Source organism: Roseobacter sp. GAI101, assembly GCF_000156335.1.
Classification (GTDB): domain Bacteria; phylum Pseudomonadota; class Alphaproteobacteria; order Rhodobacterales; family Rhodobacteraceae; genus Sulfitobacter.
Genome location: NZ_DS999213.1, coordinates 3360148 through 3385532, shown reverse-complemented (window position 1 = coordinate 3385532; position 25385 = coordinate 3360148). Strand labels below are relative to the sequence as shown.

The 25385-nt window shown below is 61.2% G+C and carries 27 protein-coding genes; 13 read left to right on the top strand and 14 right to left on the bottom strand.

Translation table 11 applies throughout. The annotated features are described in order from the left end of the window. Positions 1 to 33 precede the first annotated feature (33 nt). Positions 34 to 756, top strand: coding sequence for an AzlC family ABC transporter permease (locus RGAI101_RS16005; RefSeq protein WP_008225966.1), 723 nt, complete (start codon positions 34 to 36; stop codon positions 754 to 756). Beyond that, positions 756 to 1082, top strand: coding sequence for an AzlD domain-containing protein (locus RGAI101_RS16000; RefSeq protein WP_037229717.1), 327 nt, complete (start codon positions 756 to 758; stop codon positions 1080 to 1082). The genes RGAI101_RS16005 and RGAI101_RS16000 overlap by 1 nt, the downstream gene beginning before the upstream one ends. Here the strand turns inward: RGAI101_RS16000 and RGAI101_RS15995 are convergent. The 5 genes from RGAI101_RS15995 to RGAI101_RS15975 form a co-directional block, all read right to left on the bottom strand. Further along, positions 1071 to 1673 (bottom strand): hypothetical protein, encoded by a 603-nt coding sequence (locus RGAI101_RS15995; RefSeq protein ID WP_008227783.1) that lies wholly within the window; start codon positions 1671 to 1673, stop codon positions 1071 to 1073. The two genes, RGAI101_RS16000 and RGAI101_RS15995, sit on opposite strands and share 12 nt — an antisense overlap. Positions 1674 to 1703: 30 nt before the next feature. Further along, entirely contained in the window at positions 1704 to 1838 is a 135-nt protein-coding gene (locus tag RGAI101_RS15990; RefSeq protein WP_008225549.1) for an aa3-type cytochrome c oxidase subunit IV, read from the bottom strand. Between the two features lie 104 nt (positions 1839 to 1942). Beyond that, positions 1943 to 2443 carry a DUF6173 family protein gene (locus tag RGAI101_RS15985; RefSeq protein ID WP_008229087.1) on the bottom strand — a complete coding sequence of 167 codons (501 nt, stop codon included), beginning with the start codon at positions 2441 to 2443 and terminating at the stop codon, positions 1943 to 1945. 4 nt (positions 2444 to 2447) lie between these two features. Beyond that, a complete protein-coding gene (locus tag RGAI101_RS15980) occupies positions 2448 to 3497 on the bottom strand; it encodes an MBL fold metallo-hydrolase (RefSeq protein ID WP_008224905.1) in 1050 nt (349 codons plus the stop codon). Further along, positions 3497 to 5212, bottom strand: a complete 1716-nt coding sequence (locus RGAI101_RS15975) for an acyl-CoA dehydrogenase (RefSeq protein ID WP_008224937.1) — start codon at positions 5210 to 5212, stop codon at positions 3497 to 3499. Before RGAI101_RS15975 ends, RGAI101_RS15980 begins: the two co-directional genes overlap by 1 nt. 155 nt (positions 5213 to 5367) lie before the next feature. On the opposite strand from RGAI101_RS15975, the gene RGAI101_RS15970 reads away from it, so the two are divergent. Continuing rightward, complete coding sequence (locus RGAI101_RS15970; protein WP_037229711.1) at positions 5368 to 6300, top strand: L-threonylcarbamoyladenylate synthase; 933 nt, start codon at positions 5368 to 5370, stop codon at positions 6298 to 6300. On the opposite strand, the gene RGAI101_RS15965 is transcribed toward RGAI101_RS15970, so the two are convergent. Further along, positions 6301 to 6855: a YqgE/AlgH family protein gene (locus RGAI101_RS15965; protein WP_037229708.1), complete on the bottom strand. Its 555-nt coding sequence runs from the start codon at positions 6853 to 6855 to the stop codon at positions 6301 to 6303. It lies immediately after the preceding gene. A gap of 145 nt (positions 6856 to 7000) precedes the next feature. Here RGAI101_RS15965 and RGAI101_RS15960 point away from each other — a divergent pair, with 145 nt between their 5' ends. After that, positions 7001 to 7786 carry a protein-disulfide reductase DsbD domain-containing protein gene (locus RGAI101_RS15960; RefSeq protein WP_254655284.1) on the top strand — a complete coding sequence of 262 codons (786 nt, stop codon included), beginning with the start codon at positions 7001 to 7003 and terminating at the stop codon, positions 7784 to 7786. Here the strand turns inward: RGAI101_RS15960 and RGAI101_RS15955 are convergent, their stop codons facing one another. From RGAI101_RS15955 to RGAI101_RS15935, 5 genes are all read right to left on the bottom strand, one after another. Continuing rightward, positions 7787 to 11188 carry an efflux RND transporter permease subunit gene (locus tag RGAI101_RS15955; RefSeq protein ID WP_008227248.1) on the bottom strand — a complete coding sequence of 1134 codons (3402 nt, stop codon included), beginning with the start codon at positions 11186 to 11188 and terminating at the stop codon, positions 7787 to 7789. A gap of 4 nt (positions 11189 to 11192) precedes the next feature. After that, positions 11193 to 12641, bottom strand: a complete 1449-nt coding sequence (locus tag RGAI101_RS15950; RefSeq protein WP_008227715.1) for an efflux RND transporter periplasmic adaptor subunit — start codon at positions 12639 to 12641, stop codon at positions 11193 to 11195. 129 nt (positions 12642 to 12770) lie between these two features. Continuing rightward, complete coding sequence (moaB, locus tag RGAI101_RS15945) at positions 12771 to 13313, bottom strand: molybdenum cofactor biosynthesis protein B (protein WP_008226355.1); 543 nt, start codon at positions 13311 to 13313, stop codon at positions 12771 to 12773. Continuing rightward, a complete protein-coding gene (locus RGAI101_RS15940; protein ID WP_008224907.1) occupies positions 13310 to 13915 on the bottom strand; it encodes a LysE family translocator in 606 nt (201 codons plus the stop codon). Before RGAI101_RS15940 ends, moaB begins: the two co-directional genes overlap by 4 nt. Then, entirely contained in the window at positions 13908 to 14681 is a 774-nt protein-coding gene (locus tag RGAI101_RS15935; RefSeq protein WP_008226852.1) for a uracil-DNA glycosylase, read from the bottom strand. The genes RGAI101_RS15940 and RGAI101_RS15935 overlap by 8 nt, the downstream gene beginning before the upstream one ends. Before the next feature lie 153 nt (positions 14682 to 14834). On the opposite strand from RGAI101_RS15935, the gene RGAI101_RS15930 reads away from it, so the two are divergent. The 7 genes from RGAI101_RS15930 (at position 14835) to RGAI101_RS15900 (ending at position 19567) form a co-directional block, all read left to right on the top strand. Then, positions 14835 to 15782 carry an aspartate carbamoyltransferase catalytic subunit gene (locus RGAI101_RS15930; protein ID WP_037229706.1) on the top strand — a complete coding sequence of 316 codons (948 nt, stop codon included), beginning with the start codon at positions 14835 to 14837 and terminating at the stop codon, positions 15780 to 15782. Then, the gene (locus RGAI101_RS15925) at positions 15779 to 16219 is read left to right on the top strand and encodes a hypothetical protein (RefSeq protein ID WP_037228533.1); all 441 of its coding nucleotides are present in this window, start codon (positions 15779 to 15781) and stop codon (positions 16217 to 16219) included. Before RGAI101_RS15930 ends, RGAI101_RS15925 begins: the two co-directional genes overlap by 4 nt. Beyond that, entirely contained in the window at positions 16216 to 16731 is a 516-nt protein-coding gene (locus RGAI101_RS15920) for a hypothetical protein (protein ID WP_037228530.1), read from the top strand. Before RGAI101_RS15925 ends, RGAI101_RS15920 begins: the two co-directional genes overlap by 4 nt. Continuing rightward, positions 16728 to 17264, top strand: a complete 537-nt coding sequence (locus RGAI101_RS15915; protein ID WP_037228528.1) for a hypothetical protein — start codon at positions 16728 to 16730, stop codon at positions 17262 to 17264. The genes RGAI101_RS15920 and RGAI101_RS15915 overlap by 4 nt, the downstream gene beginning before the upstream one ends. Positions 17265 to 17392: 128 nt before the next feature. After that, a complete protein-coding gene (gene pyrC / locus RGAI101_RS15910) occupies positions 17393 to 18670 on the top strand; it encodes a dihydroorotase (RefSeq protein ID WP_008229037.1) in 1278 nt (425 codons plus the stop codon). Positions 18671 to 18672: 2 nt separating this feature from the next. Continuing rightward, complete coding sequence (gene plsY / locus RGAI101_RS15905; RefSeq protein ID WP_008225801.1) at positions 18673 to 19284, top strand: glycerol-3-phosphate 1-O-acyltransferase PlsY; 612 nt, start codon at positions 18673 to 18675, stop codon at positions 19282 to 19284. A 7-nt stretch (positions 19285 to 19291) separates the two neighbouring features. Continuing rightward, a complete protein-coding gene (locus tag RGAI101_RS15900) occupies positions 19292 to 19567 on the top strand; it encodes a hypothetical protein (protein WP_008224906.1) in 276 nt (91 codons plus the stop codon). An 80-nt stretch (positions 19568 to 19647) separates the two neighbouring features. Here the strand turns inward: RGAI101_RS15900 and RGAI101_RS15895 are convergent, their stop codons facing one another. The 3 genes from RGAI101_RS15895 to RGAI101_RS15885 all read right to left on the bottom strand — a co-directional run bounded on the left by RGAI101_RS15895 (position 19648) and on the right by RGAI101_RS15885 (position 22423). After that, positions 19648 to 21018, bottom strand: coding sequence for a glutamate--cysteine ligase (locus tag RGAI101_RS15895; RefSeq protein ID WP_008227367.1), 1371 nt, complete (start codon positions 21016 to 21018; stop codon positions 19648 to 19650). 60 nt (positions 21019 to 21078) lie between these two features. Further along, the gene (locus tag RGAI101_RS15890; protein ID WP_008229270.1) at positions 21079 to 21606 is read right to left on the bottom strand and encodes a hypothetical protein; all 528 of its coding nucleotides are present in this window, start codon (positions 21604 to 21606) and stop codon (positions 21079 to 21081) included. A gap of 94 nt (positions 21607 to 21700) precedes the next feature. Next, on the bottom strand, positions 21701 to 22423 hold the full coding sequence (locus RGAI101_RS15885; RefSeq protein WP_008226356.1) for a 16S rRNA (uracil(1498)-N(3))-methyltransferase: 723 nt from the start codon (positions 22421 to 22423) through the stop codon (positions 21701 to 21703). Between the two features lie 12 nt (positions 22424 to 22435). On the opposite strand from RGAI101_RS15885, the gene ubiA reads away from it, so the two are divergent. Then, positions 22436 to 23422: a 4-hydroxybenzoate octaprenyltransferase gene (gene ubiA, locus RGAI101_RS15880; protein ID WP_008226990.1), complete on the top strand. Its 987-nt coding sequence runs from the start codon at positions 22436 to 22438 to the stop codon at positions 23420 to 23422. A gap of 63 nt (positions 23423 to 23485) precedes the next feature. Then, complete coding sequence (locus RGAI101_RS15875; RefSeq protein ID WP_008228459.1) at positions 23486 to 25384, top strand: OmpA family protein; 1899 nt, start codon at positions 23486 to 23488, stop codon at positions 25382 to 25384. Position 25385 lies beyond the last annotated feature (1 nt).

Sequence of the window (25385 nt, the reverse complement as noted above, 5' to 3'; positions counted from 1 at the left end):
GTTAAGCAGGTCCCGGTAATCTAGGGGCAACGCATGGCCATCACCACCACGAAATCAGCCTTTCGCAAAGGTCTTGCCGATGCGGCACCCTTTGTTCTGGTAATCATCCCGTTTTCATCGCTGTTTGGCATTCTCGCCACCGAAGCAGGCCTGAGCGTATTCGAAACACTGGCTTTTTCCGTCGTGGTGATTGCCGGGGCAGCCCAATTCACAGCATTGCAACTGATGCAGGAACATGCGCCGACGGCCATCGTGCTGGCATCGGCTTTGGCCGTAAACCTGCGCATGGCGATGTATTCCGCGTCGCTGACCCCCTATATCGGTGCGGCCCCTTTGTGGCAGCGCGCGCTGGCGGCCTATCTGACGGTCGATCAATCCTATGTCTGTTCGATGGCGCAGTATGAAAAAGAACCGGACATGACGATTCCGCAGCGTATGGCCTATTTCTTTGGCTGCGTGACGCCGATCGTCCCGTTGTGGTATCTGTTCACGCTGATCGGTGCGCTGCTGGGCGCGCAGATCCCCGAAAGCTGGGCGTTGGATTTTGCCCTGCCCATCACGTTTCTGGCGATGATCGCGCCGATGTTTCGCACCTCGGCCCATGTCGTCGCGGCCCTTGTCGCGTCGGTCGCGGGCTTGTTGACCGCGGGCGTGCCCTATTCGCTGGGGCTGATCCTCGCCGGGCTGGCGGGAATGGTCGCGGGGGCACAAACCGAAGTCTGGATGACACGCCGCGCCGAAAGGGTCACACTATGATGATCGAGAAAAGCACCCTGTGGTTCGTGATCATCGCCCTTGGCATCGGCAGCTTTGCCTTGCGCTTTGTCTTTACCGGATTGGTCGGTGACCGCGAAATGCCCGCTTGGCTGCTGCGCCACCTGCGCTATACGGCCGTGGCGATCCTGCCGGCGCTGGTTGCCCCGCAGGTACTGTGGCCTGCCGCCACAAACGGACAGACGGACCCTGCAAGGCTTGCCGCGGCTGTCGTGGCTCTGGCAGTCGGGGTGATCACGAAAAACGTTCTGCTGGCCATCGTCAGCGGTGCCGCGACGCTTTATGCGCTGCTGTGGTTATTGGGCTAATTGCCCGGCGCGCACAGCGTCGATCACATCGCCATCATCGTCTTCGTAGTATTTTGTCGTCGAGACATTCGGCAAGTTTGCAAATTTCTCGGACAAGGTAACGGGGTAAAAGGTCGTTCCAAGCCCCTCGAATCCCGGTACTTTTTGCAACAACGACGACGTCGCATTCGCGCAATAGGCACCCGGCACCTGGCCATTGGACATCACGAGACGCAGCACCTGTTCGGCCTGCGCATCCGAAACGGTGATTTCCTGACTGACAACATGAAACGTGCTGCGGGCATGGGCAGACTTATAGGCCTGTATCCACTTTGGCGACATCCCGTACAGAACATCCCCCCGTTCGGTCACGCGCGGATCACGGAACGATCCTGCGGGATCAAAGATCACCTGCTGCGATCCGTTCACGATCAACGCAGTATGGCCGCCGCTGCCGCTCCGGTTATTCACCATTGTCAGCAGCGTCAGTGTTTTCGGGCCAGACGCAGCATAGGCCGCGGCTGCAACCTCGGCTGTGGTGCTATCGCCGGTGGTGTCGTTGGAACACGCCGCAACAAGACAAACGCAAGCTAGTGCCTGCAAGATACGCATAAAAAAACCTATTAAAAACGACGCAACGCCTTAGCGCGCGAAAATTGCCATGAAGACAAGAATACCGATGATCACGATGCAGGACCATTTGACCCAGTTCATGAAGTTGTCAAAGGTCTTTTCCTGCGATGTTGTATCCATCGAGCCGTGTTCATGTTTGGCCATCTGCGCAATCCTTTGTCTTGGTGTTCGGGCGATTTTCAACTGTCGTTACTGCATTCGTACGGTCATGTCACGATGTGATAGACCACGATCTCATGTGTTTTTGCTTAAGCGCTTTGCGAACCGCCTGTTTTCGGGGGCTGAGCAGTGGCATCCGCCTCGAGGTCCTGGATCAGGCGAAAGCCGATGCGATTCGCCGGCGCAGGACCGCTGGCCTTGGGCAAGGCGCGCAGGGCTACGTTCAACTGGCTGACATGCTGGACAAGCTGCATCCGCGTGCCGTCACTGTCCGCGCCGTAAAACGTAACGATATCAGGGTCGAAATACCCCATTCCTTCAATCCGCAACACCCCTGCGTCACCACCAGCAAACCCCATGGCGACCTCGTGTTCGCCGTCCAACTGTTCTTCGAAATTCTTGAGGTACAGCACGACCCGCTCATAGGCCCATTGCGCCGGTGATTTCTTGGCGACGGGCGTGTCGGTCATGGACTTGGGTACCGCCTGCTCCGCCGCATTGCGTTGTGTCGGGTCCGAATGCACCTCGTGCAGGCGCGGCAGCGCGTCCGCCTCGACGGCTTCGGCAGCGGTCTTGATCTGGTTGTCCATGCCGTCAGTCCTTTGCCTGATACACCCACGCCCCATCCTCGGCGCGCAAGCTGCGGGTGGCAAGGCCCGTTTGATACAGATGACTTAGATGTGCGACAGCTTCGACCAGGGCCAATCCATATTCCCCCTCGCCGATCTTGCGTTTGAACAAGGTCGGAAAGCATTCGGAAGCGGATTTCGGGGTATCGATAAACTTGACCAGCCGCTTGAGCGCACCATGGTGGTTTTCGATCAACTGCCGCATCCGCGTGGGCAGGCCGGTGAAGGGCAGTTTGTGGCCACCAAGCACCAGATGATCCTCGCGCGCCAGCGGAGCGAGCCGTTCGCACGCCTCGAGCCATTCACCGATGGGATCGGCCATGGGTTCAGTAGCATATACGCCCACATTCGGGCTGATAGACGACAGGATTTGATCACCCGCGATCACCAGATGGTCGTCCCTGCTCCAGAATGTGGCATGTTCGGGGGCGTGGCCGTTCCCCATATGCACGTCGAACACCCGCCCACCGATGGTGATCCGGTCGCCTTGCTTGATCCGGGTAAAGCCCAAGGGCAGCGGGTCGACCACATCGGAAAAGTTGAACGGCCGTTCGGCGGCGCGTTTGTCGTGCAAGTCGCGGTCCATGCCGGATAGCTTGTAGAACGCCAGCGTTTCGGCGGCCGGGGCTTCTTGCGCGTCCAGCGTCAACATCCGCGCGGTCAGCCACGCGGTGCGGGTGGTGACCAGTTCGGCCCCGTGTTCAGTCTGGAACCAGCCCGCCAACCCGATGTGATCGGGATGGTGGTGGGTCACGATGACCCGCGAAACCGGTTTGCCGCCCAAGGGGCCCGCCATCAGATCGCCCCAGATCGCCTTGGCCTTTTTCGACGAAAAGCCGGTGTCGATGATGGTCCAGCTGTCGCCCTCGTCGAAGGCATAGACATTCACATGGTCCAGCTTCATCGGCAGCGGCAGGCGCAACCACAAGACACCGGGGGCAATTTCGATCGCCGCATCATGGGCCGGTGGCGTTTCCCACGGATACCGAAGGCCGACAGGTTTTTTATCTAACATCAAACGGCCAATTCGTCAGCGGTCATGGCAAAGAGGTCGGCCTTGCCTGCCTGTGCATGGGTCAGCAGACCGACATGTTCGGGCAGCAGGCGCAGGATGTAGAACCGTGCCAGCTTCTCGCGCGCGCCGCCCTTGTCTGCCAGCGCCGCCTTGAGGTGCAGATGAGCACCCAAGACCCGAGCGAAGGCCCGCAGATAAGGCACGGCCCCGGCGAAACGGTTGTCCAGATCGGTCTGCGACACCAGCCATTCCGTTGCCTCGCGCAGTGTTTCAGAGGCCTGCCAGACCGCGTCGGCCATGTTCGGAAACGCCTCGCGGGCGGCTTCGGCATCGGCTTCGATCTCGTCCAGCAGACGGTACGCGGCATCACCGCCATCCATCATCTTGCGTGCCACAAGGTCCATCGCCTGAATGCCGTTGGTGCCTTCGTAGATCGCCGTCACCCGTACGTCGCGGCAATATTGCGCGGCTCCGGTTTCTTCGATCACGCCCATGCCCCCGTGAACCTGCACACCGGTCTCTGACACGGCTATGCCGGTGTCGGTGCCGAATGCCTTGGCAATCGGGGTCAGGAAGGCCGCGCGGGATTTCCAGTCGGCCTCGCCCGTGGCGTTGGTCATGTCGATGGCGACCGCGCAGCTTAGGGCGATGGCGCGGGCGGCGAAGGTGTCGGCCTTCATCGTCATCAGCATGCGACGCACATCGGCGTGGTCTACGATGCTGCCCGTGCCGTCAGCGGTTGAGGTCTTGCCCTGCTTGCGGTCCAGCGCATAGGCCAGCGCGTGCTGATACGCGCCTTCGGCCACGCCGATGCCCTGTTCGCCAACCCCCAGACGCGCGTTGTTCATCATGGTGAACATCGCGGCCATCCCGCCTTGTTCAGGCCCCACCAGCCAACCGGTGGCCTGGTCATATTGCATCACGCATGTCGGCGATCCGTGCAGGCCCATCTTGTGTTCAAGGCTCACGACCTTGAGGCTGTTCGCCTTGCCCAGTGTCCCGTCGTCATTCGGCAGGATTTTCGGCACAAGGAAAAGGCTGATCCCCTTGGTGCCCGCAGGGGCTCCCGGCAAGCGCGCCAGTACCAGATGGCAGACGTTTTCCGCGAAATCATTGTCGCCCCAGCTGATGTAGATCTTTTGGCCCGAGATACTGAACGTCCCGTCGCCGTTGTCTTCGGCCTTGGACGCCAACGCACCCACGTCGGACCCTGCCTGCGGTTCCGTCAGGTTCATCGTCCCGGTCCATTCGCCCGAGATCAGCTTGGGCAGGTACAGGTCCTTGATCGCGTCGCTGGCGTGGTGCTCCAGTGCCTCGATCTGGCCTTGGCTCATCAAGGGGGCCAGTTGCAGCGACAGGCACGCGCCGCTCATCATCTCGTTCACCGCGCTGGCGAGGCTAAGGGGCAAGCCCATGCCGCCATATTCCGGGTCTGCGCTGATGCCGATCCAACCGCCGTCCGCGATGGCCTTGAACCCGTCGGCATAGCCGTTCGATGTCCGCACCACACCGTTTTCCAGCCGCGCCGGATCAAGGTCGCCGGGGCGCTGCAAGGGGGCCAGCACCTCGTTGCACAGCTTGCCTGCCTCTTCGAGGATCGCGCGGATCACGTCATCCGTGGCATCCTCGAACTTGTCGGTGCCGCGGACCGCGTCCAGTTTGACGACATGGTCGAACAAAAAGTTGTAATCTTCGACGGCTGCACGATATGGCATGGTTTTCCCCCTTTATGCGCGTGGGTTCGCGTGGCAAACCGAACGGCGATCTGATAAGCCCACGTCTGAAATCATGGGCGCTTTTTTGTCAGAATGATGTGCAAGCCATCCCGCCGCAACCCGAAACGCGGCGTCATAGAGGTGATGATGACGCGATGACCGAAATTCTGCGCCCTGATCTGGCCGGTATCGACCGCGCTGCGACCCTTTTACGCAGTGGCGGTCTGGTCGCGATCCCTACGGAAACGGTCTATGGGCTGGCGGCTGATGCGTGCAATGGCGCGGCAGTGGCACGCATCTATGCCGCCAAGGGCAGGCCCAGCTTCAATCCGCTGATCGTTCATCTGGCTGAAACGCAGCAGGCCCGGCGCTACGGCCTCTGGTCCGATCTGGCCGAGGTTCTGGCGACCGCTTTCTGGCCCGGCCCCCTGACCCTGGTGCTGCCTCTCGCCCCCGATCACGGGTTGTCGTCCCTTGTTACCGCCGGCCTGAACAGCGTGGCAATACGGGTTCCTGCGCTGGACGCGGCGCATCAGGTTCTGACCGCTTTCGGCGGGCCGGTCGCCGCCCCGTCTGCCAACCCGTCGGGCCGGATCAGCGCCACGACAGCCCGGCACGTGCTGGACGGTCTGGGCGGCAAGATCGACGCGGTACTGGATGCCGGCCCCTGCCCCGTCGGGTTGGAAAGCACGATCATTGGCCTTCATACGCCACGCCCGACACTGCTGCGCGCAGGCGGTCTGCCGGTCGAGGCGATCGAGGCCGCCTTGGGTGAGCCACTTGAGATCGCAAATGGGGCCGAGATCATCGCCCCCGGTCAGCTTGCGTCACATTATGCGCCGAACGCGCGGGTAAGGCTGAATGCGCTGTCCGCCAATCCCGGTGAAGTGATGCTGGGCTTTGGTCCCGTCGATGGCGATCTGAACCTGTCACCGACGGGCGATCTGATCGAAGCAGCCGCACATCTATTTGATCACCTGCATGCCCTCGACGCGATGGACAAGCCTATCGCCGTGGCCCCGGTACCCGATCACGGGCTAGGCCGCGCAATCAACGACAGGCTGGAACGCGCGGCGGCACCGCGCTGATCAGGCGTGCCCGGCAGTCGCGCTTAGGCCAAGCGGATCGATTCCCAAGGACGACAGCGCGGCGGACCATTTCCTGTCATTATGCGCGTCGAACACGATCTCGGGCGTGGCCTTGCAGGTCAGCCAACCGTTTTGCGCGATCTCATTCTCAAGCTGGTGCGCGCCCCAGCCCGCATAGCCCAGCATCAGCATCGCGTGTTCAGGCCCTTTGCCCCGCGCGATGTCTTCGAGAATATCCAAAGTCGCCGTCATGGCGAAATCATCAGACACATCAAGCGTTTGCATCACAGACCGGTATTCCGGGCTGTGCAGCACAAAGCCGCGCTCGGTCTCGACCGGGCCACCGATGTGAACGCCAAGGCCGGATTTGTCTTCCATGTCGACGCTGCTCAGCCGTTCAAGGACGTCGGTCAATTTCAGGGTGGATGCCAGTTTATTGACGATCAATCCCATCGCGCCATCCGCATTATGGGTGCAGATGAAAATCACCGAATGGTCGAATCGGGGGTCACCCATACCGGGCATCGCAATCAGCAACTGACCTGTCAGGTCCATTTCCATGTCTAAAGGCCCCTTTCCATTGCAGACAGCATGGCGCGGCGCGGCGCTGCTTTCAACCCACCGCTTTGTAGCGTTTCATGATACAAACGTGACTTGGCAGTCTACCGCTCTTGCACCATGAAGGGGTATGAAAACAAAAATGATCCCCCTTTTGGCTGCCATGATGCTGGCACCACTGCCCGCCGTCGCCATGGATGTGATCAAGGGCGAACTGTTGCAAGGATGGGTGCTGCCCGATGGCAACCGTGTCGCGGCGATCCGCATGACCATGGCACCCGGGTGGAAAACCTATTGGCGCGCCCCCGGTGACATGGGCATCCCGCCGCATTTCGACTGGACCGGCTCTGAAAATCTGTCCGCCGTCGATGTTGAATGGCCAGCCCCCACCGTGTTTCGCGAAAAGAACCTCACGACGATCGGCTACCGCGACCAGGTGCTGCTGCCCCTGATGATCACCACGCCGGACAAGGGCGCGCCGGTGATGCTGAAGACCACGATCGACATGGGCGTCTGCCTTGATATCTGCGTGCCAGCAACGCTGCATATTCAGGGCCTGATCGACACGGAAGCCACCCGTGCCGTGCCCGCCATTGCCGCATCGCTTGCGCAGCGCCCCTATTCCGCGAAAGAGGCAGGCGTGACCAAGGCTACCTGCACCATGACGGTCACGGACGGTGACGTGCAGCTTGAGGCCTCGCTGACCCTCCCCGATGCCGGAGGTCAGGAAGTGGTGGTGATCGAATCCGGCAACCCCGACATCTGGGTCAGCGAAGCCGACACCAGCCGCAAAGGCAATATCCTGAAGGCAAAGGTCGATATGGCCCATGTCGGCGGTGCGACCGTGGCCATCAGCCGCGCGGCGGTCCGCATCACGGTCTTGGGCAGCAAGCATTCGGTTGATATTCTGGGCTGCACGCCCGATTGATCAGCCCGCCTGTTTGCGCCGCTGCACGCCGAACGCAACCGCACCGATGATATAGCCGCCCAGCGCGATCACCGCAGCCCCGCCGATAAAGATCACCAACGCAGCCGTGAGCGGAGCCATTCCCGCCAAAGACGGCATCATGGCTGCGAGCCCCGGATAAAGCGCGCCGTAAATCCCCGCCCAGCCCAACGTGATCGCAGCCCACGCCAGCATCACGGCCCAAAGCCCGATCAGCCCAAAACGCAACCCGCGCGCCCGCCCCCGCAACCCGCGGCGCATCGCGCGGATTTGCCGCGAAACATCATGCTGAACGGCAATCAGCGCAGGTACCACAAGCAAGACCAGAAACATCCCGAAACCCAAGCCATAGACCAGTGTGATCACCGTCGGCTTCAGGAACTGGGCCTGCTGGCTTTGCTCGTAGAGCAGCGGTGCCATGCCCAGCACGGTGGTCAGAGTGGTCAACATGACGGGCCGCAACCGGTCTGCCGCGCCGTCGATGATCGACGGGATCAATCCGCGCGTTTCGCCATATTCGTCAATTGTCCCGACCAGAACGATGGAATCATTGATGATGATCCCCGTCATCCCCAGCAGGCCCACGACGGTGAACATGCTTAGCGGTACATCCCAAAGGGCATGGCCATAGATCGTCCCGACCAGCCCGAACGGAATCACCGCCATCACCACCAAGGGACGCGTCCAGCTGCCAAAGACCCAGGCCAGCACCAGATAGATGCCCGTCAGCACAAGGATCAATCCGGTCAAAGCTTCTGACAGGAAGGTGTTTTCCTGTTCACTCAGGCCAGAAATGCGGAATTCGACCTGCCGTTCGGACGCAATGCGCGGCAGGATCTCGTCCTGCATCGCCGCAGTGATCTCTGTCGCGCGGGCGGCATCGTCTTCCGAAATGTCACCGGTGACCGAGATCAACCTGATCCCGTTTTCGCGCCGCACCGTGCTGAACCCCGTGCGCCTGTCGACACTGACGATGTCGGCCAACGGCACATATTGGCCCCCCGGCGTGCGCATTTGGGTGCGGTCCAGAAAATCGGCCGTCAATTCACCTTCGGGCAGTTCGACCCGGATCGTGGCGGAGCGGGGGCCATCGGGATAGGTCGCGGCCTCGATCCCGGCAAGACGGTTGCGCAACGCGCGGCCCAGCGTGTCGATGGTAAAGCCCAACGACTGCCCTTGGGGGGTCAGATCAAGGATCAGCTCTTCCTTGTCATAGGCCAGATTGTCCTGCACGGCGCTAACCTCGGGGAATTGGCGCAATGCGTTTTGCAGGTCTTCTGACGCGGCTTTCAGCACATCGGTGTCGGCACCGTAAAACTGGACATCCAGCGCATCGCCCCCGGGGCCCGAACGCCAGCCGCGAAAGCTGACTGTCTCGACCAGCGGGTGATTCACAACGGCTTCCTGCAATTCGCCGACAAAGGCAAAGCTGGAATAGGGCCGCAGATCAGCATCGATCAGTTCAATCGAAATACCGCCCAGCAAATCCTCGTCCTTGCTGTCGGCACCATCCAGACCGCGTCCCGCATTGCCGCCGATCTGGGCAATCACATAATCGATGGGGTTGGTGCCATGGCGCTCGGCATATTCGACCCCCAGGGCCTCGGTGGCGCGCTGCATTTCACGCATCATCGCCAGCGTGTCTTCGCGCGTGGCCCCTTCAACCATGGCAAAGTTACCGGTGACCGACCCGCGTTCAGGTGCGTTGAAAAACCGCCATTGCACATCGCCCTGGATGAACAAAGCGACCTGCGAGGCGAGCACAGCAACCACACCCGCCAGCACCACATATCGAGCCTTGATCACGCCCGCCATGAAGGGACGAAACAGGGTTTCCCGCACCCAGACAAAGCCTTTGTTCACCACGCGGCTCGGGATGTCGTACCAGCGTTCCTTGGCACCGGAAATCATCGCGTGGGCCATGTGGTTGGGCAGGATCAAGAAACATTCCACCAAGGACGCGGCCAGGACGGCAATCACCGTAAAAGGGATATCCCCGATCAGACTGCCAAAGCGCCCGCCCACGGCCAGCAACCCGAAGAATGCGATGATCGTGGTCATCGTTGCCGCAAATACCGGCTTTGACATGCGCCGCGCGGCGTTTTCAGCCGCCTGATAAGGTGTCTCACCAAGCTCCTTATGGCGGTAATCGGCGTGCTCTCCGACCACGATAGCGTCATCGACAACAATGCCCAGCGTGATGATCAACCCGAAAAGCGAAATCATGTTGATGGTAATGCCGCCCGCATACATCAGCGCAATCGCTGCCGCCATGGCGACCGGAATGCCCGCTGCGACCCAAAACGCGGTGCGCGCATTCAGAAACAGGAACAACAGACTGACAACCAACGCCAGCCCCATCAGACCGTTGTCAATCAACAGGTCAAGACGGCCAGTAATCGCCGCCGCCCTCGTGCGGATCAATTCGATCGTCACCCCCTGGGGCAGCATGACGGCCATATCACCCGCGACTTCTTCGACGCTGTGTTGGATGCCGATGGCATCCCCCCCGTCAGAGCGGTCGATGCGCACGGAAATTGCGGGGTCTTCGCCGACAAAATACCCCACCTCGCGGTCAGAGCCACGCTCGATCACCCGTGCCACATCGCCCACGGTCAGCGTCGATCCATCCGCATTGCTACGCAAGACCACACCTGAAAGCGCCTCGGCGCTGCGTTTTGCCGTCCCCGTGCGTACGCGGGCATTGGCCCCCGTCACATCGCCAGCAGGGTCGGCGTCAACCTCGGCTGCGATGACGGTGGCAATTTCAGCCATGGTGATGTCATAGCCGATCAGCTTGGTCGACGGCACTTCGATCAAGGTCTCGGGCGATGCGACACCCTGAATGGTGCTGCGCGTCACCCCGACCGCAAAAAGCCGCGAGACAAATTCGTCGGCAAAGCGGCCCAACTGTTCGGGGCTGATCGGCCCCGTGATCACCACATCTGTCACCCTGTCGCGCCATGTGCCACGGCGCACGACCGGGTCTTCGGCATCTTCGGGCAGTGTCGTCACGGCATCAACCGCTGTCTGCACATCGGTCGCCGCGCGGGCCATGTCCCAGTCCGGCTCGAACTCAAGCGTGATTGTCCCGCTGCCTTCGCGCGATGCGGCGGTCGAACTTTCGACCCCTTCTACCGTCAACAGCGCCGGTTCAAGCACCTGAACGATCGCGCTGTCCACGTCTTCGGCCCCCGCCCCTGTCCAGACGGTCGTGACGGTCACGCTGTCCAGAATAACGTCGGGAAAAAACTGCGCCCGCATATTGGGGGCGGAGGCCACACCGGACACCAGCAGCAAGACCAGCAACAAATTCGCTGCCGTCTTGTGGCGCACGAAATAGGACAGGATGCCGCCGGATTTGCGGAACGCAGGTTCGGCCATCCGCTTATCCCCCCATCCGGCTTTCAATCCGCTCGATCATCTGCGCGGGCACCTGCGGTTCTGACAACTGCGCCAATACGCGGGCTTTCGCTTCTTTGGGCATGCGGGTGTTGGCTTCGACAAAGGCCACCAGCTTGGCCCGGCGCTCCTGGGTAAGCTCGATCATTTGAGGGACGTCCGGCGCAGCACCCGCGCGCAGCGGCTTGACGGCGATACCAGCCCCCAGCAAGGGCGACCGCGCCTCGACCACTTCACGCCCCGCGATAGTGCCGCGGACCAGCACGGCATCCCCGACGCGACGCAGTACTTCAACCTGCGTCGTCTCAAGCCGGTTCTCGTCGTCCAAGACCAGCACGCGGCCCTGCGCATCCAGCGCAGAGCTTGGCAGTCGGATGACCATGTCCAGCGCAGGCTCTTGCACACTCACGGTGACGAAATCCCCCGGCTTGAAGCCCCGTGCTTGGGTCAGCGACGCGAAAATCAGCCGCCCGCTGGCCCCTTCGCCCGCTGCCGCACTGGCGCGGGTGATCGCCCCAGTCGCCTCAAGGTCAATGCCGGCCACGTCCAGCCGCGCAGTGATATCCGCCTTGATCAGCGCGCCGTTTTCATCGATCAAACGCGCATATTGCGCCGTTGACACGCGGAACGACACCTCAAGATCGCGCGGGTCAATCAATTCGGCCAGCCGTTCATTTGCAGACACCAACCCGCCTTCGACGACGGCTGTTTCCGTCAATGTCCCGTCGAAAGGTGCGGTGATCGTCGTTTCGGCCAAACGCCGTTCCGCATCGGCCAGCGCGATTTTCGTCCGTGACAGAAGGCTCGCGGCCTGGTCAATCCGCGCTTCGGTCTGGGTCACGACCTGACGGCGGGCAAGAACCGCCTGCCGCGCGCTTGACGCTGCCAGTTCTGCCGTTTCCGTTGCAATCGCCGTCCCGACGCCGCGATCCGCCAGATCAGCCTGACGCTGGAAAGCACGGGCGCGCAAGGCGGCCTGTTCCTCGGCCGCTGCCTGCTCATCACGGGCCAGATCAAGCGCACGCGCGGCATCGCGGCCTTCGGCAGTTGCATCCTGAACAGCGCTTTTGGCGCGCGCAACCTCGGCCAGGGCATCGGCGCGATCAAGCCGGATCAGGACCTGCCCGGCCTCCACAACACCGCCATCTTCAAACCCCGGTGCCAGCTCTGTCACGCGGCCCCCGACCGCGGCGCGCAGTTCAAGCGTGCGGCGGCTTTGGACTGCGCCAAAGCTTTCGAGAATTGGCACTTCGGTCCCGGGCGTTGCCGTCCGCACATTGACAGAGAACACCCGCTCGCGCGGTACGCGAGCCTCAGGTTCATCCGCCATGCGTTTCTGGACAGCGCCGCCAACCAGATCGACCGCAAAGATCAAAAGCCCCAGCGTCATCGCTGCAAGAAACAGCCCGATCATGCTTTGCCGAAGAAAACGCATACCCATCCGATCCCAAAAACTGCCTTGTCCACGGCAAGCTAGCCTAGACGTCCCAACAACCAAATCACAGTTATGATACGTCCAAACAGGCGCATTCCGTCGCACCAAGGCAAGATTTAACAGATTTTTCTATTTGCGGCGTTTATGTTCGTCCAGACGCGGCATTATTTCGACGAAATTGCAGGGTTTGTGCCGGTAATCCAACTGCTTGACCAAGATTTCATCCCAAGCATCCTTGCAGGCCCCCGGCGATCCGGGAAGTGCGAAAAGATAGGTGCCCTGCGCCACGCCCGCGGTCGCGCGGCTTTGAACCGCTGATGTGCCTATTTTTTGCATCGATACGATGGTGAAAACCGTGCCGAACGCGTCGATTTCCTTTTCATAGACGTCGCGGTGCGCTTCGACCGTGACATCGCGTCCGGTCAGCCCGGTCCCCCCCGTCGAGATGACAACATCAATCGCGGGATCGGCACACCAGGCCCGCAGTTGATCAGCGATCTGGTCACGCTCGTCGCGCACGATCGCGCGCTGCACAAGCGTATGCCCCGCCTCAGAAATGCGCCCGACCAGCGCATCGCCCGATCGGTCTTCGGCCAGTTTGCGCGTGTCGGATACGGTCAGCACCGCGATACGCACAGGAATAAAATCTATCGTTTCGTCAATTCGGCTCATGTCCGCTCCAATACTGCCAGTCGCGCGGCAAGTGCCACGAAAATTCCACTGCTGATCCACCGCAAGGCCTGCCCGCCTTTCGCCAGCTTGCGCCCCAGACCGCTGGCAAAAACGCCAACCGCCGCGTTGATGACAAACCCGCCAGCAGACAGGACTGCCCCAAAGATCAGGAATTGCAACAGGACAGGGCCCGCATCGGGCACGACGAACTGCGGCACGAAAGCAAGCACAAACAAAATGACCTTGGGGTTCGTGAGGCTGACGATCAACGCGCCACGAAAGGCCGACGGCCGCAGCGTTACGGCCTGCTGTTCCGCCCCACCGCGCAAGGTTTGCACCGCGAGCCACAACAGATAGACGACGCCACCCCATCGGATGACGTCAAACGCCCACGGCACGGCAGCGACCACCGCACCCAGTCCCAGTCCGGCCAGCGTCACATGTACCATTCCGCCCAGCGATATCCCCGCACTTGCAGCGACAGAAGCCCTGGGCCCGAAACGCATGCCCTGCCCCAGACAAAACATCATATCAGCCCCCGGCGTCAGGTTCAGCGCCAGGGCCGCAGGCACAAACGCCAAAAGGGTCAGCGGATCAACCACGGGCCAGCCGCGCTTTCAGCTCGAGCAGATCGGCCCAAGCCTCGCGTTTGAATTCGGGGCTGCGCAGCAGATAGGCGGGATGGAACATCGGCAGTGCTGCCAGGCCCTGCACCTGCGCCCATTGCCCGCGCAGCCGGGTGATGCCGCGCTTGCCCAGCAACGCCTGCGCCGCCCAGTTTCCGACAATCACCAACACCTCGGGTTTGGCCAGTTCGATATGACGGATCAGAAACGGCTTCATCATGGCAATTTCATCAGGTTTCGGGTCGCGGTTTTGCGGCGGCCGCCATGGCAGAACGTTAGTGATGTAAACCGGTGCATCGGCATGGGTCCGCCCCATGTCAATCGCGGCCAGCATCCGGTCCAGCAACTGCCCTGCGGCTCCGACGAACGGCCTGCCCTCGCGGTCCTCGTCGCGTCCCGGTGCCTCGCCGACGATCATCACCCGCGCGCCGGGTGTGCCATCAGAAAACACCATATTGCGCGCACCGCGCTTCAGCTCGCAATGCTCGAAAGCTTGCATCGCAGCGCGCAGGTCTTCCAGCGTCTGGGCTGCGGCCGCAAAGCGGGTCGCTTCCGCAAGCGGATCAATCCCCGCCGCCATCGGCACGACCCGCCCTGGCCCCGGCTTTGCCGGTTTAGGTTTTTCGACGGCTGCCGGTACCTCATAACGATTGACCGGCGCGTCGCAGATCGCCTCGGTCGCGCCAAGTTCGATCTGCCAGTGCAAAAGTGCCAATGCCTGATGATATTCGACTGATTCCATGCCGCCAACTTACGCGCTGCGGCCGGCAATAAAAATCCCAACTTCCAAATGGCCTTAAATCCATTCCACACCTGCGACCAGACGCGCGCCCGAATGCTTGCCCACATGGCCGCCGCCGCCTATAACGCCCCAAATAGAGTGGGGTCCGCCAGTATGAGTTTCGCACACCGACATCTTTTGGGTATCGAACCCCTGTCGCAAACCGACATCACCACGCTTCTGGATCTGGCCGATACCTATGTCGACCTGAACCGTCAGCCACACAAGCACAGCGACGCGCTGCGCGGTCTGACCCAGATCAACATGTTCTTCGAAAACTCCACCCGCACACAGGCGAGTTTCGAGATCGCAGGCAAGCGCCTTGGTGCGGATGTGATGAACATGGCCATGCAGGCGTCTTCGATCAAAAAGGGGGAAACCCTGATCGACACGGCGATGACCCTTAATGCCATGCATCCCGATCTTCTGGTGGTGCGCCATCCGCAATCGGGCGCAGTGGACCTGCTGGCGCAAAAGGTGAATTGCGCCGTCCTGAACGCGGGCGACGGGCGGCACGAACATCCGACCCAGGCCTTGCTGGATGCGCTGACCATCCGCCGCGCCAAAGGTCGCCTGCACCGCCTGTCCATCGCGATCTGCGGTGACATCGCGCACAGCCGGGTGGCGCGCTCGAACATCATGCTTCTGGGCAAGATGGAGAACCGCATCCGCCTGATCGCCCCGCCCACCCTGATGCCCGCGCAAATCGGCGAATTTGGCGTCGAGGTGTTCGACGACATGGAAAAAGGTCTAAAGGACGTCGACGTGGTCATGATGCTCCGCTTGCAAAAAGAACGCATGGATGGCGGATTTATCCCCAGCGAACGCGAGTATTATCACAGATTTGGTCTGGATGCCGAAAAGCTGTCCCATGCCAAGCCCGACGCAATCGTCATGCACCCCGGTCCGATGAACCGCGGGGTCGAGATTGACGGAACGCTTGCAGATGACATCAACCGCAGCGTCATTCAGGATCAGGTCGAAATGGGCGTCGCCGTGCGCATGGCCGCGATGGACCTGCTGGCGCGCAACCTTGCTGACAGCCGCAAGGGGGCCGCATGACGCCAGACGCGCAAGACGAACAGGAATTGCTGCGCTGGCGGATTTCCCCTCGCGCATTCCTGTGGCGTTCCTTGACGCTGATGGCCCTGACCATGCTGGTCTGCGCGCCGATCCTGCCCTATTTCAATGTGGTGACCTGGGTCTTGGCCTCTGCCATGACGGCGCTGTTTTACATGTGGATCTTTGAGGATTTCCAGATCTGGTACAGCAATCGCAAGACCGTGTGGCGGCTGACAAACCGCGCGCTTTATATCAAGGAACCGGATGCTTTTGACCCGTTGACGCTGGCGCTCACGGACATCAGCGCAATCGGAAAGCTGTCCTTGTGGTCGATCAACCTGCGCCTGCCAAACCGGCAGAGCATCACCTTGCCTCTGGTCCCTGACCTGCGCAGGACGAAGGCCCGCATCGCGGCAGCCCGCGCGGCTGTCCTATGACCGATGATTTCTGGGCAAAGGTTCTTGAACCCGGCGAAGACCTGCTTTGGACGGGCCGCCCCCGGCCGCGCCTGTCCTTGCGCAATTTTCAACTGCTCGGACCCTTTATCGGGGCTATCGGTACCGTGATTGCGGGCGGCCTGTTGCTGACCTACAACGACCTGCCCGTGTCGCAATCCGTGATCCTGGCCGTGATCATCGCCCTTGTAGTGCTGTCACTGGTCAAGGGTTTGAACCGCTGGACCGACCTGGCCCGAACCCGCTACGCGCTGACCAGTCACCGCGCGCTTTTCTTTCGCCTGCAAAAGGGTGAAACCCGTGTCAAAGCGTTCCCGCGCAGCGCGGAAACCAAGCCGGACGTCAAGAAAACCAGCCCGCCGTCGGTTTTCTTTATCCGGCAGGAACGGGCCGACAATCCCGTTCTGGCCGCGCATCTGGGATTTGAATATATTCATGACAGCGACGGGCTTGGTGCCTTGCTGGCCAACCGCTTTGAGGGGGACCCCAAGTGACCGAACTGCATATACCCAAGGGCGAGCACGGCCAGATCAGGCTGTTTGCCGTCAACCGCCCGATAGATGTGATGGCGCGCGATCTGCGCAGCGTGGAAAAGACCGCGCTGATTGCGGATCTGCTGGGCTTCGACGCCCCGCCCGACACGGCCGAGCTTTTCCCCGTCTCTGACCTGACCGGCGTCGGTCTGGCCCGCTATCTGACCGACGGCTACACGGCCACCGACGCCCAGATCGCACGCGACCACACCCGGATCGAAGCGCTGGACGGCTATGTGCTGCTGTTGTTCTCCTCGGCATTCGAGGGGTACGGGGCGACGCTCAACATCGGTTCTGACCTGACGCTGATCGGTACCTACGGCGAAGAACAACCCGATTGGACCGCACCGCCCCTGACGGCGGAATCGGCCCAGCCCTATTCCGGTGTGCCGTCCCTGACACCCAAAACCCCGCCGGGCGGACGTGCCGGAGGGGCGATGATCTTTCTGGCAATCCTCGTACTGGTGGGCCTGATCCTATGGTGGCTGATATGAAAGAACCCAAACCTGATCCCAAGATGTCCGGTCGCATTGCGATGATCGCGCTGCTCGTTGCCTTTGGCGTGGCGGGCATGATGGTCTGGATCGGCGCGTAAGCCCCTATTTTGAAAGAACACTTCGCCATGCTGCATTTCATCAACGCGAAACTGATCGACCCCGAAGCCAGGACAGTCACCCAGGGCACCTTGCGGGTCGATGGCGACAAGATCGCTGCGATCCTGCCCGATGGCGCGCCAATTCCCGGTGATGCCACCATTGTTGATTGCAGTGGCAAATACCTTGCCCCCGGCATCGTAGATCTGGGTGTAAAGGTTTGCGAACCCGGCGAGCGGCACAAGGAGAGCTTTCGGTCCGCAGGGTTGGCCGCAGCGGCAGGAGGTGTGACCACGATGGTCACCCGACCCGATACGGAACCTGCAATCGACAGCCCCGAGGTCCTTGAATTCGTCACCCGCCGCGCGAACGAGGCGTCGCCGGTGCATGTCGTGCCCATGGCCGCCCTGACCAAAGGCCGCGCAGGCCGCGAAATGACGGAAATCAGCTTTCTCATGGATGCCGGTGCCATTGCTTTCACCGATTGCGATCAGGTGATCACCGACACCAAGGTTTTTTCCCGCGCGCTGACCTATGCCCGCAGCCTTGGCGCGCTGGTCATCGCCCACCCGCAGGAACCGATCCTCAGCCATGGTGCTGCCGCAACGTCGGGCAAATTCGCATCCCTGCGCGGCCTGCCGGCGGTGTCGCCCATGGCCGAACGTATGGGTCTGGACCGTGATATCGCGCTGATCGAGATGACAGGCGCACGCTATCACGCCGATCAGATCACCACCGCCCGCGCATTGCCCGCGCTGGCACGCGCCAAGAAGAACGGGCTGGACATCACGGCGGGTGTGGGCATTCACCATCTGACGCTGAACGCGCTTGATGTGGCCGATTACCGGACTTTCTTCAAGCTCAAGCCGCCCCTGCGCGATGAAGACGACCGCATCGCCGTGATCGAAGCCGTAGCTTCGGGCCTGATCGACATAATCTGTTCGATGCACACACCGCAGGACGAAGAATCCAAACGCCTGCCCTTCGAGGAAGCCGCATCGGGTGCCGTCGGCCTTGAGACGTTGCTCCCCGCCGCCCTGCGCCTTGTCCATTCCGAGATGATGGATATCGCGACCTTGTGGCGTGCACTGTCGTTCAACCCCGCAAAACGGCTTGGCCTGCCCGGTGGCCGCCTGACCCCCGGTGCCCCCGCTGATCTGGTGCTGTTTGACGATGGCGCGCCTTTCGTGATGAACCGCGAGACGTTAAAATCGAAATCCCGCAACACCCCCTTTGACGGCATGCGCATGCAAGGTAAGGTCTTGGAAACTTTCGTTTCCGGACGCTCCATTTATAAGGCTCCCTGATTATGCCCTTTATTGATTCTTCGCTCGCCGTGCTCGCGCTTTGGGCCGTGCTTGGCTATCTGATCGGCTCCATCGCCTTTGGTATGGTGCTGGCGCGGGTCATGAACCTGGGTGATTTGCGCGCCATCGGCTCTGGCAACATCGGCGCGACCAATGTCCTGCGCACCGGCAACAAGAAAGCCGCGGCCCTTACATTGATCCTGGATGGGGCCAAAGGGGCCGTGGCCGTCCTGCTCGCGCGCCACTTCGCAGGAGAGGCCGCAGCCCAGATTGCCGCGCTCGCCGCGATGATTGGCCACTGCTATCCGGTCTGGCTGCGCTTTCAGGGCGGCAAGGGCGTGGCGACCTTTCTGGGGATTTTGCTGGCGCTGGCATGGCCCGTCGGCCTTGCCTGTTGTGCCGTCTGGCTGATCGCCTCTTATGCCACGCGCATCTCGTCAATGGGTGCATTGGCCTCGGCGGCAGCCTCGACGTTCTTGTTGGTGTTCATGGGCTACGCGTCGGCCCTGACCCTCGGGATCGTGCTGACCTTGCTGATTTTCTGGCGTCACCGCGCCAACATCAAACGCATCAGGGCAGGCGAAGAACCCAAGATCGGCGCGAAGAAGGTATAACGCAGCGTTGGACGCTTTCCTCGCCGCCTTTGCAGCACTTCCGACTGGCACCCATACCGGGGAGTTCGACGGAAAACGATATATCGTATCGAAATCCGTCTTCAACGCTGGCAAAAGCTGGAAACTGGTCGCCGAGGAATTGGGCGGAACAGACTATATCAGCCTGAACCTGTACGATCTTGCCAGCGGCCCACGCCTCTATCCTTGCGAAATGCCCGCAGAAAAGGTGATCGCCTTTGTCTGCGGGCTGACGCTTGAAGGTCAAAACGCTTCTCGAACATGATGACCCCGCAAGGCCCCATCACGATTTGCGTTTCAAAGGCATTGGGGTTACCCCGCGAAGTGGGTCGTTCCTAAACCGCCTTAATAGGAATAATCGGCGTAGATCCGGCTCAGATCGCCGCCCCACTTGCCGTGGTAGTCGTCAAGCAGCTCATCCGCAGGGGTTTTCCCTGTCTCGATGCTTTCCTTCAGGGCGTTCAGGAAATGCGTCTCGTCCGGCACCAGGCCACCGGCCCCGGCGCGCGCACGCGCTTTCAAACCAAGCTCTGACAATGCGACTGCCTCGCGGGCCAGATCGTGCATCTTCACGCCGTTCACCTGTGCCTGAAGCCCGTCTACCGATGCTGCGACCCGCATTCCTTCGCGCGTTTCGGCATCAAAGCCCTTGACCAGATCCCATGCGCCATCCAACGCCGTCTGGTCGTACATCAGGCCGACCCAGAACGCAGGCAGGGCACACAGCCGCCGCCAAGGGCCGCCATCCGCGCCGCGCATCTCGATGAATTTCTTGATCCGCGCTTCTGGGAAGGCCGTTGTCAAATGATCGGCCCAATCGCTCAGCGTCGGGATTTCACCGGGCAATGCCGGCAGCCGGCCCTTCAGGAAATCGCGGAAGGATTGCCCCAAAGCGTCAATATACTTTCCGTCGCGATACACAAAATACATCGGCACATCGAGAGCGTATTCAACCCAGCGTTCAAAGCCCATGCCGTCCTCAAAGGCCCACGGCAACATGCCTGTGCGCGCAGGGTCAAGGTCACGCCAAACCCGGCTGCGCCAGGATTTATGACCGTTCGGCTTTCCCTCGAAAAACGGTGAATTCGCAAAAAGAGCGGTCGCGACCGGCTGCAACGCCAGGGCGACGCGCAGTTTTTGCACCATGTCAGCCTCGGAACCGAAATCAAGGTTCACCTGCACGGTGCACGTCCGGCGCATCATGACCTGGCCCATCGTGCCAACCTTGGTCATGTATTCGTTCATCAATTTGTAGCGGCCCTTGGGCATCAGATCCATCTGCTCATGCGACCATTCAGGCGCAGCGCCCAGCCCGATGAAACCGGCACCGATCCGGTCCGCCACATCGCGCACTTCACGCAGGTGCGCATTCACCTCGTCGCAGGTCTCGTGGATCGTTTCGACAGGCGCGCCGGACAATTCAAGCTGACCGCCGGGCTCAAGCGACACATTGGCACCGTCCTTGACGAGACCGATCAGCTTGCCGCCCTCTTCGACCGGGTCCCAGCCATGACCATCGCGCAACCCTTCCAGCATCGCAAGGATCGAACACTCCCCCTCATAGGGCAGGGGCAGCAGCGTTTCCTTGTTGTAGCCGAACTTCTCGTGTTCGGTTCCGATGCGCCAATCTTCCTTGGGCTTGCAGCCATCGGCAAGATATTGCGCCAGTTGGTCGTGATGTTCGATCGGGCCGCCGCCGGATTGAGGGATGGACATAAGGGGTGGCTCCGGGTTTGTTTCGCTTTGACTTAGGGATGGTGCGAATTGCCGGAGGTGTCAATGCAACAGGGCAGATCTTGGCCGCAACGTCTGTCTTTCCCAGATCACAACCGACAGCGTCCTGTCATCCGCCAATTCGGCCAACATACGCTCTGTCCGCAGGCCCGGCAGCGATGCAAAAGCATCAAACAACGCCTCTGATCCTGCAGCATCCACAGGGATCCTCACGGCATCTTGTCCGGGCTGTTCCAGCTTCCAATGCGCAGGATAGCCCCCCCGCTCAAGGCTCAACCGCTCCATCTCGCGCAGGGACACGACGCCGCCCGTCAACGGTCCGAAATAGGCAATTTGCCCTTCATCAACCTGAACCGCCCCGGCCCCCATGCCGCTTTTGCGAAACCGCACGCGCTGCACGCCAACCCATGTAAAGGCCGCCCCTGTCGCCACCAAGGCAGCACCCGGCAGCGCCAGCAACAATCCGGGCCCTATGATCAACCAAAGCCCAAACAACGCCGCGGTCACTCCGACAAGAACCTCGCGCCAGCGCCACAACTCCGCCTTTGCCTCAGGCCTCAGAAACGACATGTCCGGCTCCCGACTTCTCTGGCTTTCAAATATCCCACGGGGGTTCGGGGGTGTGAAACCCCCGCTGGCACGACGGTCAAATCAAAACCATATATCACGTCCAATCTCCAAATGCCTGCTGCCAGACGGTCATCGCGGCAACCGCCGCCGTATCGGCCCGCAAGATGCGCGGGCCCAAAGTGACCGACCTGGCATACTCCAGACCGCGCAAACGGCTGCGTTCCCGGTCCGAAAAACCGCCCTCAGGGCCGATCAATATCCCCCACGCGCCGCGCCCGGACTGCCCCAGCACCGCATCTGATCCCGCCAGCGCCTCGTCGCAGAACATCAAGGATCGTCCGGCATCCCATTGATCAATCAACCGGTCCAGCTTCACCATCTCGGTCACCTCAGCCACGAAGGTCGCGCCGCACTGTTCTGCGGCCTCGACCGCATGGGCCTGAAGCCTGTCGCGCTGCACGCGGCCTGCGTTGGTAAAGTCGGTCTGCACCGGTACGATGCGACGCGCGCCCATTTCGGCGGCTTTCTCGACAATGAAATCGGTGCGGGTTTTCTTGATCGGAGCAAAGATCAGCCACAGATCTGGCGGCATTTGCAGGGGCTTGGTCTGCGCCACGCACTGCAACACGCCGCCCCGCTTGCCCGCCTCGACAACTTCGGCACGCCACTCGCCATCCTTGCCATTGAACAACAAGACGGCGGCCCCAACCGCCTGCCGCATCACCCCGAAAAGATAATGCGCCTGTGCTTTGTCCAAAGGAACCGATTGCCCCTGCCCCAAGCCATGCTCTACATATAGTCTGATTTTCGCGTTCATGAGACATGATATATGCAAGACAACCCTCCTACACCAGATGCCACGGAAAATGCCCGCGAAAATAGCCGTGTGGCAGATGCGGCCTCGGACAATTGGGTTGACCGCTATGCGCCCGCCTTCACGCGACCCTATCTTCGGCTAAGCCGCGCGGACCGGCCGATCGGGACGTGGCTTCTGCTGCTGCCGTGCTGGTGGGGGCTGGCGCTGGCGATACTATTCGACCAGCAGCCCCGCTGGTTTGACCTTTGGATTTTCGCAGGCTGCGGCCTTGGTGCGTTCTTGATGCGCGGGGCGGGCTGCACGTGGAACGACATCACCGATCGCGACATTGACGCCAAGGTCGCCCGTACACGGTCGCGACCGATCCCGTCGGGCCAGGTCAGCGTCAAAGGCGCTGCGGCCTGGATGATCGCCCAAGCCCTGATCGCCTTTTGCATCCTGCTGACGTTCAATTATGCCGCTATTTCACTTGGGATCTTGGCGTTGTTGCCTGTGGCGATCTATCCCTTTGCCAAACGGTTCACGTGGTGGCCGCAGGTATTTCTCGGCATCGCCTTCAACTGGGGCGCATTGTTGGCCTGGACGGCCCATACCGGATCGCTGGCGGCCCCTGCGGTGGTTCTTTACCTCGCCGGCATCGCCTGGACGCTGTTTTACGACACGATCTATGCCCATCAGGACACAGAAGACGACGCCCTGATCGGCGTCAAATCCACCGCGCGCCTGTTCGGCGAAAACACCGCGCAATGGTTGCGCCGCTTCCTCATGGCCACGGTAGGTCTGATGGGGTTGGCCGTGATCTTCGCACTGCGCGAAAACGCATCGTTTCTTGCGATGGTGCTGGCGCTTGGCGGCCCCTGGGCGATGGGCTGGCACATGGCGTGGCAACTGCGCGGGTTCGACATCACCGACAATGCAAAGCTGCTGCAGCTGTTTCGCGTGAACCGGGACACTGGCATGATCCCGCTGATCTTTTTCGCCGCAGCGCTGCTGGCGTGATTGCACCACAGCGCACCCGCGCGTATCAACGGCGCTAACGTCAACTGTCCCAGAAACGAGCCTATGCGTCTATCCGTCATCCTGATCATCGCGCTGACCTTTTCGGCAGCGGCGGCACTGTCGCTTGTCGCGGCCAATTTTTCGGTAACCCTGATCGAGGAAAATTCCGAAATCGGCGTGCGCGATGCACTTGATGAAAAGGGCATGGTCTGGGCGGAGGTAGAGGCTGACGGCCTGCAGGTCACCCTGTCCGGTACAGCCCCGAACGAGGTGGTCCGTTTTAACGCGCTCAGCGCCGCGGGGTCGATTGTAGACGCCGCACGGGTAATTGACGACATGGAGGTCGTGTCCCAAGCGACAATCGCAGCCCCCCGGTTCTCGGCTGAAATACTGCGCAACGATTCTGGCGTTTCCATCATCGGGCTGATCCCCACGACCACCGATCGGGACGCCGCCATCAGCCGATTCTACTCCATTGTGGGGTCCGAAAACGTCGCCGATCTTCTGGAGTCCGCCAACTACCCCGCCCCCGACGGCTGGGAAGACGCCTTTGCCTTTGCGATTCTCGCGATGGAGAAGCTCCCCCGCGCCAAAGCATCCGTTTCCGCCGGTCGCATCGACATTACCGCCATTTCCGATAGCGCAGCTGAAAAGGCCCGCCTTGAGGAACAGCTGCGCCGCGCCGCGCCGCCGGGCCTGTCCATGACGCTGGACATCGCAACGCCGCGCCCGGTCCTGACGCCGTTCACCCTGCGCTTTCAGATCACCGAAGACGCCACAGGGTTTGACGCCTGCAGCGCCGACACCGAAAAAGCCAGTGCAAAGATCACCGCCGCCGCAAAGACGGCAGGTGCGACCGGCACGATCCGCTGCACGGTCGGCCTTGGCGTACCCAGCCCACGCTGGGCCGAAGCGGTCGAGAAAACCATCAAGGCCCTGACTGAAATCGGTCAAGGGTCTGTAAACTTCGTGGATGCCGACATCACGCTTGTCGCCGCCGCAGGCACCGATCAAGACCTCTTCGACCGCGTGGTAGGAGAGCTTGAAAACGCGCTTCCCGATGTTTTTGCGCTCGACGCGCGCCTGACCGAAGCCGTCGACCCCAATGCCGGCCCCCCTGAATTTGTTGCGACCTTGTCAACGGACGGCAAGGTCCAGCTGCGCGGACGGCTCAGCGACGAGGAGCTGCGTGAACTGGCTGATAGCTATGCCAAGGCCAGCTTTGGCACGGACAAGGTCTATACCGCCGCGCGGATCGTCGATGATCTGCCCGCAGATTGGCCGACCCGCGTTCTTTCGGGCCTTGATGCCCTGTCAAAGCTGGCGAACGGGTCGGTGATCGTCCAGCCGGACAATGTCAGCGTCAAAGGCAATACAGGCAACCCTGACGCCGGCTCGCAGATCGCAACGCTTCTGGCGGGGAAACTTGGCGAAGGGCAGCAATACGATATCGCAGTCGTGTATCAGGAAAAACTTGACCCTGTTCTGGGTCTGCCCACCCCCGAGGAATGCGAGGCCCAGATCGGCGAGGTCGTGAAAGCTGGCAAGATCAACTTTGAACCGGGCAGTGCAACAATTGATGCCTCGGCCCTGTCGACGATGGATCAAATTGCGGAAATTCTGAAACCCTGCGGTGACATCGCGCTTGAAATTCAGGGCTATACCGACAGCCAGGGCCGCGAAGAAATGAACTTGGCGCTCAGCCAATCGCGGGCGCAATCGGTGTTGAACGAACTGCGCGCACGCCGGGTTCTGACTGCATCATTCGTCGCCAAAGGCTTTGGCGAAGAGGCCCCGGTTGAGTCGAACGACACCGAAGAGGGCCGCGAAGCCAACCGCCGCATCGAATTTCGCCTGATCCGCCCCGAAGAAGGTGCCACAACACCCGAAACAACGCTGGAAAACGCCGGCGATTCAGGTGATACAGACGAACCTGCAAACACGACCCAAGAAGGCAACTGAC